We start from the raw sequence: 12886 nt of genomic DNA, 5'->3' as shown, positions 1-12886 counted from the left end.
CGCTGGCGTTCATCCCGTCGCTGGGCATGGCGATCTCCAGCGCGAAACCGGAGGAAGGCGGGCTCGCCTCGGGCATCGTCAACACCGCCTACCAGATCGGCTCGGCGCTCGGCCTGGCCGCGATGACCGCGGTCGCCCTCTCCTCCGGCGCCGGCGAACTCGGCAACGCCGTCGCCCTCACCGACGGCTTCTCCGCCGCCTTCCTCGGCGCCGCCGCACTCGCCGTCCTCGGCGGGTTCCTCGCACTGGCCACGGTCCGCACCGCCCGCAGGGACCCCGCGCCGAAGCAGGAGGTGAGCAGCCACTGATTCCCGACGACTGTCCGTCGTACACCCTGAAGATTCCGCCGTTGGGCGAGCTGGGGAGAACCCTCAGCTCGCCCTACCGACCCACTACGAATGATAGTAGTATCGCGTCAGCGTCATCGACGCTGCGCATGGAAAAGGGAGCGGCCCGGCGGACCAGCAGCAGATCCGCCGGGCCGCGTGCGCACCAGCACGAGCGGTTCGACCGCCAGGGAGAACGTCCGACCCGGGCACCACTGCGCCGATCGGATGGCGAACCTCCCGATTTGTCTACTATCGAAGCTAGTATCCCAACGGTTGGTTGCCTTCGGTAGCGACCCGGATCCGGACGGGAGTGTGGATGCGCCCACGGCACATCGTGCTGCTGCTGTGCCTGCTCGGTATTCCCGTTCTCGTTGCCCCCGTGGTGTTCGTCGCGGTCATGACGGCTGCCCGCCCAACACCCGTCAAACCCTCACCCACGAGGGCGGGGGTGGCGATCGCGATGCTGCCATCCCTGGCCAAGCAGATGCTGCCGTTCGTCGCCACGGTGGTCGACCAGCAGTGCTCCGAGCTCAGCGTGCTGCGTGTGCTGGCCGAGGTCGCGGCCGAATCCGGGTGGAACCCGGAGGCGTGGAGCGAGGACGTCAACGGCGGGGCGGCCGGCTTGTTACAGATCAACGAAGCGAACTGGATCAGTCTCGGTGGTCAGCCCTGGGCCGGCACACCCCCTCCGTCCGGATCCGAAATCTACGATCCGAGCGTCCACCTGGCGCTGGGTGTCAATTTCCTGTGCGGCAACCTCCGGGCGATGACGCTGCACCTGCGCCAGGCGGGCAAGTCGATCGACCCGCTGGACGCGATGAGCGTCTGCCACATTGCGGGCTGCAGCCGCGTCATCAACAGCCGCAGCGGTATCCCCGAGGCAGGCGAAGCCGGATGCGACCAGCGGTGCGCATCGCTGATCCGCCGCTACCTGGACAACATCCACAACTACGAAAGCCGGTGGACCGCGTCGCCGACCGACTCCGGCGCACCCGGTGCCGTGCCGGACGGAGTCGAGGTCGGGGCACTACCAGGTGCAGCGTCGTTCACCGGCGGCCCGGCTGGCTGCACCTCCCCCGACCCGACGAGTGCGAAGGGCTGCGTCACCGCTGCCACGGCCCACGCGTACCAGGAGCTGAAGAAGGCGTTCGGCCCGCAGATCCGCTCTGCGGGGTGCTGGGCACAGCGGCCGTGGAACCCGACGAGCGACCACCCGTCGGGTCGCGCCTGTGACGTGTTCCCCGATCGGGCAGGGATCTTTCCCCAGGGCGAACCGCTCGCCGCCGGGTGGCGCATGGCCGCTTGGCTGCGAGCCAATGCCGCGGCACTGCGGGTGAAGTACGTGATCTGGCAAGGCAGGTACTGGGACCCGACGACCGGCGACCAAGGAGGCTGGGGTGAGCGCTACACCGGGGGCGGCGTGTACAACACGGCCGATCCGACGGGTGGGCATTACGACCACATCCACGTCAGCTTCACGGAATGAGTGAGCCCAACCATGTGGGACGCACGACGCATCCTCACGGCGGCCGCAGTCGCCGCCGGCTTCGGTCTCCTGTGGCTGGTCGGCTCGAAGGCGGGCTCTCCCGGCGACAGCGGGGTCTCGCCACCCAGTTGGACGACGGCCTCCGGACCGATCGGACCGGACGCGCGGCGTGCCGCCTCCGGGCCGCCTCAGTTACCCGGAGAGTCGGGTGCCGCCATCCCGCCGGGCCTTGATTTCGCCCGGCCGGAAGTGGTCGCTCGTGCCTATGTGGTCGCGGCACATTCGTTGACCGACGCCGACCGCGATCGCACGAATCGGCGGGTACTCCCGTACCTCGCGCCGACCAACCCGGCCAATCCCCGGGGCCTCGTCGTCGTTGCGCCACCGACCGGGCAGACCACTACCGCCGTGGTGGACCGGCTGGAGGTCGCCTTCGCCGACGAAACCGGGCAGACGATCGCCTACCAGGCGACGTGGTCGGCGACCACGGGCGAGGCTCGGAACCCGCAGACGAGTTACGTTGTCCTCCAGCGCCAGCCCGACGGGCGCTGGCTCGTCACGCAGGAATCCGCTCGCCTGCATCCCGGAGACTGATCGCGGACGCGTGGGGAACGAACGTCGATGACGGATCTGCCGCGGTTCCAGCACCCGCGGTTCGCGAGGATGTATGAGCGGATCGGTGCCGGGGCCGAGCAACGTGGAACCGCGGTTGCCTGCGCCTACCTCGATCACCTGGCCGGCGAGTGCCCTTCGGGCTCCGAGTCTGACTCCGGCCCATCGGGCTCGATACGCCAGCGCACGAGCCAGTTCCACAATCGCGGGAGCGAGGTTTCAGCGTCGTGGACGACCACAGCCCGTGCGGTTTCCGGATCCACTTCGACGTCGATGACGCCAGGCTGGCTCCGCAACATCGTGGCCGCAGTGCGGGGATCCTTCGCCCAGGGGATGCCCTGCAGATCGAGCACCACTCGACAGGTAGGAAGATGCGATCCGCTCATAGCTGGTCTCCATCAGGCATTGCCCTGGTCTTCCGGGGCCGCGGAGTCTCGGGCGGGCGATCATCCTTCGAGTCTCCCCGCCGACGCCAACACCAGCGTACCGTCGTGAGAACACGGGAAGGGCGTCGCTGCCGGTTCGGTAGCGACGCCCTTCCCGCCGTTCAAACGCTCAGCCGACCCGCTGGCTCTCCGCGGCGTCCGTGCCGCTGAGACTGCGGAAGCGCCGGAGCCGCAGGCTGTTCGACACCACGAACACCGAGCTGAACGCCATCGCCGCGCCCGCGATCATCGGGTTGAGCAATCCGGCCGCGGCGAGCGGCAGGGCCGCGACGTTGTAGCCGAACGCCCAGAACAGGTTGCCCTTGATCGTGCCGAGTGTGCGCCGGGACAACCGGATCGCGTCCGCCGCAGCACGCAGGTCCCCCCGCACCAGCGTCAGGTCGCTGGCTTCGATGGCGACGTCGGTGCCGGTGCCCATCGCCAGGCCGAGATCGGCCTGAGCGAGCGCGGCCGCATCGTTGACGCCATCGCCGACCATCGCGACGACCTTGCTCTCTCCCTGCAGCCGCTTGACCACGTCGACCTTGTCGGCCGGCAGGACCTCGGCGATGACCTCGTCGATACCCACCTCGGCGGCGACGGCTTTCGCCACCGCCTCGTTGTCGCCGGTGAGCAGCACCGGGGTCAGGCCGAGCGCCCGCAGCTGCCGGATCGCCTCGGCCGAGGTCGGCTTGACGGTGTCGGCCACCACCAGCACGGCGCGGGCCTGGCCGTCCCAGCCGACCGCCACCGCGGTCTTGCCCTCGGCTTCGGCCGCCGCCTTGAGCGCGGCCAGCTCGTCCGGCAGGTGCTGGCTCCAGTCGGCCAGCAGAGCCGTCCGCCCGGCCAGCACCGCTTTGCCGTCGACGACGCCCTGCACGCCGAGTCCTTCGACGTTGGTGAAGCCCTCGACCTCGGGCAGTGTGCCGAGCTTGTCCCGGGCCGCCTGGGCGATCGCCTTCGCGATCGGGTGCTCGGACGCGTGCTCGAGCGCGCCGGCCAGCCGCAGTGCCTCGTCGGCGTCGGCGCCGTCCGCCACGTGGATCCCGACGAGCGACATCCGGCCGCTGGTCACGGTGCCGGTCTTGTCCAGCACCACGGTGTCGATCCGGCGGGTGGACTCCAGCACCTCCGGCCCCTTGATCAGGATGCCCATCTGGGCACCGCGGCCGGTACCGACCAGCAGCGCCGTCGGCGTGGCCAGGCCGAGCGCGCACGGGCAGGCGATGATCAGCACCGCGACACCCGCGGTGAACGCCGCCGCGACCGAGCCACCGGCACCGAGCCAGAAGGCCAGGGAGCCGACGGCCAGCGCGATCACGATCGGCACGAACACCGCCGACACCCGGTCGGCCAGCCGCTGCACCTGCGCCTTGCCGGTCTGCGCGTCCTCCACGAGCTTGGCCATCTGGGCCAGCTGCGTGTCCGACCCGACGCGCGTGGCCCGCACGACCAGGCGGCCACCGGCGTTGACCGTCGCGCCGACGACCGCGTCGCCCGGCCCGACCTCCACCGGCACCGATTCGCCGGTCAGCATGCTCGCGTCGACCGCCGAACTGCCGTCCTCGATCACGCCGTCGGTGGCGATCTTCTCGCCCGGCCGCACGATGAACCGGTCTCCGACGGCCAGCTGGTCGACCGGGATCCGGGTCTCCGTGCCGTTGCGCAGCACGGCGACGTCCTTCGCGCCGAGCTCCAGCAGCGCCCGCAGCGCCGCCCCGGCCCGCCGCTTGGACCTGGCCTCGAAGTAGCGGCCGGCGAGGATGAACGTGGTCACGCCCGCGGCGACCTCGAGGTAGATGTTGCCGTCGCCGCTCATCCGCTGGATGGTCAGCTCGAACGGGTGGGCCATTCCGGGAGTTCCGGCGGTGCCGAACAGCAGCGCGTAGAGCGACCACAGGAACGCCGCCAGTGTGCCGATCGAGATGAGCGTGTCCATGGTGGCCGCGCCGTGACGCAGGTTGGCCCACGCGGCCTTGTGGAACGGCCACGCCGCCCACACCACGACAGGCGCCGCCAGCGTCAGGGAGATCCACTGCCAGTAGGTGAACTGCAGCGCCGGGATCATCGCCAGCGCGATCACCGGTACGGACAGCACGACCGAGCCGATCAGCCGCTGCCGCAACGACCGGGTGGGATCTTCCGGCTCCGCGGTGTCGCCGGCGGAGTCCTCAGTGCGCTGAGGCTTGGGCAGTTCGGCGGTGTAGCCCGCGGCCTCGACCTGCGCGATGAGCTGCTCGGGCTCGACGCCTTCGCTGAAGGTGACCTTGGCCTTCTCGGTCGCGTAGTTCACCGTCGCGGTGACGCCGTCGAGCTTGTTCAGCTTCTTCTCGATGCGCATCGCGCAGGAGGCGCAGGTCATCCCGCCGATGGCCAGTTCGACTTCGCCGCCGGCCGCGGACCGAGGTTGGGTGGTCGAGGTCATCACGGTCTCCTTCCTCGGTCAGTGACCGCCGTGGCCCTCGCCGGCGGCTGGGGCCTGGGGCTGGATCGGCGCGGGGGTGCCCGCGGTGGGGATGGTGAACTCCGCCGTGCGGACCGTGCCGCCGTGCTGGAAGTCCAGGAACAGCCGGTAGGTCCCGGCCGAGGGAACCTCGGCGAAGAACGTCACCGACGGCCCGGACGGCGTCTTCCCGTCACCAGGCGCGCCTTCCGGGTGCACGTGCAGGTAGGCAAGGTCGCCGCCGCGCAGGGCCACCAGGTGACCGTAGGCGCCGAGGTAAGGCTGCAGGTCGGTGACCGGGCGGCCGTCCTTGCTGACGGTCAGGGTCACTTTCGACGATCGTCCCGGGCTCAGGTCCCCGTCGAGACGGACCTGGTAGCCGTCGACGACGGTCTCGCGTGCCGGCTGGTAGGCGACCGGCCGGAAATCACCGGGGACCGTGAGATCGACGCCGAGGGTGGTCGCCTCGGCGGCGGTGGGCTTGAAATCGGCGTAGGCCCGGTAGCTGCCGCCGACCGGCAGGTCGAGCGGCACGGTCCAGGTGCCGTCGGCGCCCAGCTCAGGGTGCACGTGCTGGAAACCGGAGGTGTCCCGGCGCACGACGATCAGGTGCATGCGCTTCTCGTGCTCCACGTCGTAGGCGGTCACCGGTGTTCCGTCCGGTCCCGTGACCGTGAAGGAGAAGGTCTGGTTACGTCCCTGGGCGAGCGTGGTCGTGGTGGGCGTGAGGGTGTAACCGCCCCTGGACGACGCCAGCCCGCCAGGCTGGTCGGTTTGCGCGGTCTCCGCGACGGTGCCGCTGTGAGCGTCCCCGTGCCCGGCGTCCTCGCCACCGGGTGTTCCGGTCGCCGCACCGGAGGCGGTCTGACCGGCGAAGGGACCGACTGCGGTGCCGGTCGCCCAGGCGCCACCGGCGACCAGGACGAGCGCCGCACCGTAGGCGGAGAGCTTCGCTGCAGTGTTCATCGCAATCCTTTGCTCCGGCTCCTGCCGCTCAGGCAGTGAGCTCGTACCCGGCCTCGTCGACCGCGGCGCGCACGTCGTCGACGTTGAGCTCCTGGTTGCTGGCGACCGTGACCTTGCCGGTGGGCAGGTCCACCTCGACGCCGGTCACCCCGTCGATCTTGCCGACCTCTTCGGTCACCGCACGGACGCAGTGGTCGCAGGTCATCCCGCGTACCGTGTACACAGCCTCGGACATTGATTCCCTCCTGCTGATCGTGATCTTCGGTTCAGGAGCGGACCAAGCGGGCGATCGCCTCGCTGGCCTCGCGGACCTTCTCGTCGGCCTTGTCGCCGCCCTCGGCGATCGCTTCCGCCACACAGTGCTTGAGGTGCTCGTCCATCAGGCCGAGCGACACCGACTGCAGGGCCTTGGTCGCCGCCGAGATCTGGGTCAGGATGTCGATGCAGTACTCGTCGGATTCGACCATCCGCTGCAACCCACGCACCTGCCCCTCGACACGGCGTAGCCGCTTGAGCAGGTTGTCCTTGTCCCCGGTGTAGCCGCGCATGTGAGCCCTCCTGAACTCCTGTACCAGTCAGCCTCCCCAGCATACCCCTTACGGGTAGTGAGTTAACTTCCTGACGGAGCCATTTATACCCCCCACCCGTATATGACGCAAGGGCCCGGTCCACTGGGCCGCCGAGCGAGCGATCGTCGCCTTGATCACACTCGACCTGCCCGCTAGTCGTCCGACCTGCTCATCGGCCGCCACCCGAGGCGGGCCGAACAGGGCACCAAGGTGGTTCGCCGAAACCCGGTTGCACCGTACGGGTACCCCGTATAGGAACTACACAAAACCGACAGAAAGGCCTCGACGTGCCCGAAGCGCAGCAGCATGACCACACCTCCATGGAGCATGGGTCGCACCACGACCACCACGAGCACGGCGATCAGCACACCCATCACGCCAGCCATGGCGGCGAGCATCACACCGGTCACCAGCAAGCCACCTGGGGCGTGGCGGCCTCCGCGACCCTGCACTGCCTCACCGGCTGCGCGATCGGCGAGATCCTCGGCATGGTGATCGGCACCGCGCTGGGCTGGCACACCGTGCCAACGATCATCCTCGCCGTGGCAATGGCCTTCTTCTTCGGATACGCGCTGAGCATGCGCGGCGTGCTCCGCGCCGGCGTCGGGTTCAAGCAGGCGCTCAAGGTCGCCCTCGCAGCCGACACCGTGTCGATCGCCGTCATGGAGATCATCGACAACGCGGTGATGGTCGTGGTTCCGGGCGCCATGGACGCGGGCCTGAACAGCGCTCTGTTCTGGGGCGCGCTGGCCTTCGCCTTCCTGGTGGCCTTCCTGGTGACCATGCCGGTCAACAAGTGGCTGATCGGCAGAGGCAAGGGACACGCGGTCGCCCACGCGTACCACCACTGACCCCGGCCCGCGGCCTCCTCACGGTGCTCGCCTTGATACCCCTTGGGGGTAGGTCGTATAGTCGGGGCGAGCGCGGGTGAACGACCGCGAGACAGCGGATCTGAGAGGACAAACCGATGAGCACAACCGTCTACACCGTCCAGGGCATGACCTGCTCCGGCTGCGTCAACAAGGTCACCAACGCGGTGACGGCCGTGGACGGCGTGTCGGACGTGGATGTCGACATCGCCACCGGTGAACTGACCGTCATCAGCGACGAGCCGATCGACAGCGAGGCCATCCGCAAGACGATCGCCGATGTCGGTTACTCGGTAGTCGGCTGACGACGGCGGCGACGTCACCCATGACCGAGCAAGCGCCCACGCCTCCCGTCGTCATCAAGACGGTGGACAACGGTCCATATCAGATCAAGGGGCCGGTACGCATCGTCGACCACGAGAACAACGAGTACGAGCTCGGCCCCGGCCGGACACAGGTGCTGTGCCGCTGTGGGCATTCGGCCCGCAAGCCGTTCTGCGACGGCTCGCATACGCGCCAAGGTTTCAGCGCAGCCGAGCGAGCTCAGGCGCTGGACAACCGTCCGTAGACCGGTGAGGTGCGGGGTGACTTCCTGACACCCCGCACCTCACCGGCTCGGCAAGAACTAGACCCCGCATATTGCTAGGATGCGCTCGTGGCATCCAACGCGGAGGATGACAACGACTGCCCTTCACCTGTGAGCACTCTGCCACTTCTCACGATCCCGTACGTTTTTACACAGGATCGACTGCTCACGACGGGTGAATTCCTTCGTGCGGCGCGAGAGCGCGGCCACATCCTGACTCTCGACGATCTCCAGGATCTTCACCGCCACCGGCTCCTGCCACCGCTTTACCATGTCACCGACGATGCCATCGAGGGCCGCCGCATTCCCGTGGTATCCCCGAGCATGAATATCAATGTCACGAGGTGGACTTTCGAAGCGGCCGCTGATGGACGCCTTCGCGATGGCGCGGAAGACCGTTCGACGGCCGGGCCGTTCAAGCAGCCCGCGGACGAGCAGTCCAGCGCGTGGTGGAACGGGTTCGTGTACTCGTCTTGGCAGTTGTTGCACGTCGATGCCGCTGTCAGCGACTACCAGTTCCTGCAGTCGAGCCGGCAGGTACCTCCCGGCGTGCGCCGACGTCTCGCCCAGCAACGGCGGATAACGCTCGCCCTTGCCGCGCTGGCCACACCCTACTTGCCGGGCGTGCTGGGCCAGCTCAGCCTCCCGGCCGGTGTCGACCAGAAGGGGCTCCGCGAGTACCGCGCTGCCGCCGATGTCTCCGGGCTCCTCCGGACCGCGGGTTTCGACCCGTCCGAACTCGAGGCAGAGGCCGACTTCCTGCTCATGCAGGCGCAGAACGATCCGCTGGCCAAGTGGCTGCCGCTGGTGCGTCACGCGAGTTACCGGGGCTGGTCGAAGCTTCGCGGTGAGCCACTCGACGCGATGTGGCGGAGGACCGCCGCCGAAGTACTCCTGAGGGCCCACGAAGAGCTCGCCACCGCGGGCGTCGTCGAGCCACTACCCGACCTCACAGGCGCGTCTTGGCACGCGCCGCAACACGACCGGCTCACGCCACGCTTCGAGGAAGCGCAAACCCTCGAGCGAGCGCTCGCCGAGCTGGGACTGTCGCCGCATCCGAAGGTCGTCCTCCTGATCGAGGGCGAGACCGAGCGCTATCACGTCCCCCGACTCCTCGCCGAGTTCGGCATCACGGAGCCGCAGGACGTCCGGGTCCAGCACACCAAGAGCTCGAAGATCAACGCTCACCTCATCGCGCGCTACAGTGCGGCACCGCGGGTAGGCCGGAAGCTGGGAGATCGTTGGCTCCTCGATGCATCACCGACCGCCTTGCTCATCGCGATGGACCCGGAGAACCACTTCGCGACGCCGGCCCAGCGAGACAAGGTTCGGCGGAATCTGCAGGAGGCCATCCGGGAGGAAGTACGGTATCAGGACGCCGAGATCAGCCAGGCTGACCTGGACTTCCTGGTTCGCGTCCGGGTCTGGGGCGACGACACGTACGAACTCGCCAACTTCGCCGATGATGACCTGCTGCCTGCGCTTACCAGGCTCGCGGAACGTCAAGGAAATCCGCGCATGAGTTCTGCTACCTGGGAGCAGGATGTCCGGGCAGAACTCCACATGGCACGCGCGAACCACTACGACGTGAAGGTGCCACTCCAACGACTTGGCCTCAGGGAGGACAAAGTCGAACTGGCCAAGCTGCTGTGGCCGGTCCTTCGCGACAAATGTGAGTCGGAATTCGTCTCGGGCGACGTGCACACCCCGGTTCTCGAGCTCGTACTCGAAATGAAGGAGATGATCGCCCGATTGACAGGCACGTTTGCCCTCGGCGGCGACGAACCGACGGCCGCCGGGCAGCACCAGGCCACGCCGTAGGGCCGGAACCGCTTCGGAGCAGCGGGGCGATCCGCGCTGGAGCGAGTTGCCGCGGCTCGCTCCCTTTCTTGAACGAGAAAGTGGGCGAGGAAGCTCGCGATCGTGCACAGCAGCGATAATGAGGGGTGTGGATCCGGGCTCGGCGGGACGGGAATTCGCCGCCTACGGCCTGTCGCACTGGCTGGTCCTCGGGTTGTTCGCGACAGGCTCGGCCGCCCTCGTCATCTGCGGCCGCAAACACCGGGATTCGGGGGCGAATCGCCTCTTCACCCGTGCGTTCGCTGTGGTGCTGCTGGGGCTGCAGCTGGGAATGCAGGTCCACGCTCTGACACCCGCGCGGTGGAACATCGAAGGGTCTCTGCCCCTGCACCTGTCCGACCTCGCCGGTCTGGCGACTGCCTACGCTCTGTGGTCCCGTCGCAGGTGGGCCTTCGCCCTCACCTACTACTGGGGCCTCGCGTTGAGCACCCAGGCCCTGGTCGCGCCGGTTCTGCAGGGCCCAGACTTCCCGCATCCGGGGTTCCTGGTGTTCTGGGGAACGCACCTGCTCGTCGTGTGGGCGGCGATCTACCTCACCTGGGGCCTGGGCTTTCGGCCGACGTGGCACAGTTATCGGGTGGCGGTCGCGATCACGTCCTGCTGGGCCATCGCCGCTTTCGTTTTCAACACCCTCACCGGCACCAACTACGGCTTCCTGAACCGCAAACCCGAGACCGGTTCCCTGCTGGACGTGCTGGGTCCTTGGCCGTGGTACCTGATCCCTGAGATCACGCTCATTCTCGGCGCGTGGGCTCTGATGACCTTGCCATGGACGCGGTGCACGACCGCGGTGCAAACCTAGCCGAAGGACGGGTTGAAGGCCGGCGCGGGTGAAGTCAGCCCGATCCGGCAGCTCTCCGGCTGCTAAGCAGCCGCCCGCCAGATCGTGCGCTCGGGCGGCGCGGCGCTGTCGGCGACGGCCTTTTCCCATCGGGACTGGAGGGCGTCGAGGAGTCGCTGTTCCACTGCACGCGCGACGTGGGAGTAGGTCTCCTGGACTTTGTCGGGCAGGACGTGCCCCAGGCGAAGCGCCTGGGCGATTTCGGGGACGCCGTCGTCGATCATCCAGGTCTTGTGGCTATGCCGCAGTCCGTGGAACGTCAGCCCGGGTTTCACCGCGCGCAACCGGATCGCCGGATTTGCGATGTGGGCGTTGCCGTCGGCGGCGGGGCGTAACGCTCGGCGGGCGAAGTTGCTGCGCCGGTGCAGTTCGTTCTGCGGCGTGACGAACACGTGCCTGTGGCTGTGACTCGCCAAGTGTGTGCGGAGCAGTCGCACCAGGAAGGGCGGCAGGGTGATGATGCGGGCGGATTCCTCGGTCTTGGGTGGCCCCAGGAACAGGGGCCCCGTGTTGGGCTCGTGGAGGGATCCGATGTCCGGATCGACGAGGAACTGGCCGGTGTCGTCGTCGAACAGGTGCAGGTTCGGCCGTTGCAGTCCGACGAGTTCGCCCCAGCGTGCTCCGGTCCAGCCTGCGGTCACCGCCAGAACCGCACCCCCTGGACCGTACTTCTGGGCGATCTGATCGGCGATCGTCAGCACCTCGGATGGTTCGGCCCAGATCTTGCGGGGTGTGCGCTGACTTCGGCGGCGCCGTCCCCGGCGACGGGCCTGGATGGGGTTGGTGGCGATGATCTTTTCGTCCGCTGCGTCGGTCAGCATCAACGAGAAGCACTTAATGATGCCGTCGACCGTCGTTTTGGCCAGTCCGCTGGCACGAAGGTGCTTCTCCCACTTGCGAACGTTGAGGTTGGTGATGTCGCTGAAGGCCGTGCTCCCCCAGCGAGGGACGACGTGCTTGCGGACGATGCTTCGATAGTTTTCCTCGGTGCGCTGGTCGATGTCGAGCGCGTCGAGCCAATCAGGCGCCCACTCGGCAACGACAATCCGGCCTGCTGCCGGGTCGATCCAGGTTCCTTTGCGTTGTTCCGACTCCATGTCGGTGATGTAGGCTTCGGCGGCTTTCACGTCCGGGAAGCCGGGGACAGCCCCTTTGCTGCCGTCATCGCGTCGGTAGCGAACTCGCCAAGTTCCATCTCCGACCGGTTCGGGCCACGGCACGATGAACTCCTTCCGAGTGGTGTGGGGGTCCGCGTCAACGCGGACGTCCATCAACGCTCCACTAGCGACAGAGAGCCAGTCCCTGGCACAAAGAGACTCGTTTCCGCTCCTGGAGGCGCGGTGGATTCAGAGAGAGCGCGTACGCTTCCGGCGCGTACGCCGCCGCTGAGCTCCCGTCGGACGGCTGCCGTTCACGACGATGGCGCGGAGGTCGGCTTCGGAGAAGCGGAGATGCTTGCCGAGGAAGGTGCACGGGATGACGCGCAGGCCGGCCTTGCGCCGGAGCCAGGACTCGGGAACAGCGAGTTTCTCGGCCGCCTGGGCAGGCGTGTACAGAAGTGGTTCCGCCGTGGCGCTGGCGTCTGGCGGTGCGGGGGTAGTGCCGCGGTGCTCCGGTCCCGGGCCGTTGGTAGCGGAGGTTCCTGGGTTGGTCGTGGTGGTCATGCTGCTGCCCCTCCTGAGCACACCTCAGTCGCGATAGGCACGAAGTCCAAGTCGAAGCCTGGTGAGGTCGTCGAGCAGCAAACGCAGCGCATGGGCGGCTTGCTGGGGCATGACGCCGTTGCCCAGTGCACGCAGTTGCGCGGTGCGGGGAAGGTTGAGGTGCTCGGCGGTGACCCAGCCCGGTGGAAGTCCCATGAGCCATTCGACGAAAGGTGGCGCGAGCACGGGACGTCCGT

14 protein-coding genes and 1 pseudogene are annotated in these 12886 nt (G+C 68.0%); 8 read left to right on the top strand and 7 right to left on the bottom strand.

Annotated elements, in window-relative coordinates:
* From L2C96_RS22390 to L2C96_RS22380, 3 genes and pseudogenes are all read left to right on the top strand, one after another.
* Positions 1-308 (top strand): annotated as a pseudogene (locus L2C96_RS22390) (MFS transporter); the annotation flags it as partial.
* A 337-nt stretch (positions 309-645) separates the two neighbouring features.
* Positions 646-1815: a VldE C-terminal domain-containing protein gene (locus L2C96_RS22385; protein WP_237337624.1), complete on the top strand. Its 1170-nt coding sequence runs from the start codon at positions 646-648 to the stop codon at positions 1813-1815.
* A 12-nt stretch (positions 1816-1827) separates the two neighbouring features.
* Positions 1828-2409: a hypothetical protein gene (locus L2C96_RS22380; RefSeq protein WP_237337623.1), complete on the top strand. Its 582-nt coding sequence runs from the start codon at positions 1828-1830 to the stop codon at positions 2407-2409.
* 573 nt (positions 2410-2982) lie between these two features.
* Here the strand turns inward: L2C96_RS22380 and L2C96_RS22375 are convergent.
* The 4 genes from L2C96_RS22375 to L2C96_RS22360 are packed head-to-tail and all read right to left on the bottom strand — an operon-like array spanning position 2983 to position 6809.
* Entirely contained in the window at positions 2983-5277 is a 2295-nt protein-coding gene (locus tag L2C96_RS22375; RefSeq protein ID WP_237337622.1) for a heavy metal translocating P-type ATPase, read from the bottom strand.
* A gap of 18 nt (positions 5278-5295) precedes the next feature.
* Entirely contained in the window at positions 5296-6261 is a 966-nt protein-coding gene (locus L2C96_RS22370) for a DUF8832 domain-containing protein (protein WP_237337621.1), read from the bottom strand.
* A gap of 28 nt (positions 6262-6289) precedes the next feature.
* Positions 6290-6496: a heavy-metal-associated domain-containing protein gene (locus tag L2C96_RS22365; protein WP_237337620.1), complete on the bottom strand. Its 207-nt coding sequence runs from the start codon at positions 6494-6496 to the stop codon at positions 6290-6292.
* A 31-nt stretch (positions 6497-6527) separates the two neighbouring features.
* The gene (locus L2C96_RS22360; RefSeq protein ID WP_237337619.1) at positions 6528-6809 is read right to left on the bottom strand and encodes a metal-sensitive transcriptional regulator; all 282 of its coding nucleotides are present in this window, start codon (positions 6807-6809) and stop codon (positions 6528-6530) included.
* 341 nt (positions 6810-7150) lie between these two features.
* Here L2C96_RS22360 and L2C96_RS22355 point away from each other — a divergent pair, with 341 nt between their 5' ends.
* The 5 genes from L2C96_RS22355 (at position 7151) to L2C96_RS22335 (ending at position 10947) form a co-directional block, all read left to right on the top strand.
* Entirely contained in the window at positions 7151-7681 is a 531-nt protein-coding gene (locus L2C96_RS22355) for a DUF4396 domain-containing protein (RefSeq protein ID WP_272883076.1), read from the top strand.
* Between the two features lie 116 nt (positions 7682-7797).
* On the top strand, positions 7798-8004 hold the full coding sequence (locus L2C96_RS22350) for a heavy-metal-associated domain-containing protein (RefSeq protein ID WP_237337617.1): 207 nt from the start codon (positions 7798-7800) through the stop codon (positions 8002-8004).
* 20 nt (positions 8005-8024) lie between these two features.
* Entirely contained in the window at positions 8025-8267 is a 243-nt protein-coding gene (locus L2C96_RS22345; protein WP_237337616.1) for a CDGSH iron-sulfur domain-containing protein, read from the top strand.
* An 87-nt stretch (positions 8268-8354) separates the two neighbouring features.
* Positions 8355-10106, top strand: coding sequence for a hypothetical protein (locus L2C96_RS22340; protein WP_237337615.1), 1752 nt, complete (start codon positions 8355-8357; stop codon positions 10104-10106).
* 118 nt (positions 10107-10224) lie between these two features.
* Positions 10225-10947: a YwaF family protein gene (locus L2C96_RS22335; RefSeq protein ID WP_372491251.1), complete on the top strand. Its 723-nt coding sequence runs from the start codon at positions 10225-10227 to the stop codon at positions 10945-10947.
* Positions 10948-11009: 62 nt separating this feature from the next.
* Here L2C96_RS22335 and L2C96_RS22330 read toward each other — a convergent pair whose 3' ends face one another.
* From L2C96_RS22330 to L2C96_RS22325, 3 genes are all read right to left on the bottom strand, one after another.
* The gene (locus tag L2C96_RS22330; protein ID WP_237337613.1) at positions 11010-12257 is read right to left on the bottom strand and encodes a tyrosine-type recombinase/integrase; all 1248 of its coding nucleotides are present in this window, start codon (positions 12255-12257) and stop codon (positions 11010-11012) included.
* Between the two features lie 75 nt (positions 12258-12332).
* On the bottom strand, positions 12333-12650 hold the full coding sequence (locus L2C96_RS45355) for a helix-turn-helix domain-containing protein (RefSeq protein ID WP_345075256.1): 318 nt from the start codon (positions 12648-12650) through the stop codon (positions 12333-12335).
* A 24-nt stretch (positions 12651-12674) separates the two neighbouring features.
* Positions 12675-12875, bottom strand: a complete 201-nt coding sequence (locus L2C96_RS22325) for a hypothetical protein (protein WP_237337612.1) — start codon at positions 12873-12875, stop codon at positions 12675-12677.
* Positions 12876-12886 lie beyond the last annotated feature (11 nt).

Origin of the sequence: Amycolatopsis tucumanensis, assembly GCF_021654135.1 — a bacterium.
GTDB lineage: Bacteria > Actinomycetota > Actinomycetes > Mycobacteriales > Pseudonocardiaceae > Amycolatopsis_E > Amycolatopsis_E tucumanensis.
The sequence above is the reverse complement of the archived record's forward strand: the minus strand, read 5'-3'. Positions and strand labels throughout refer to the sequence as shown.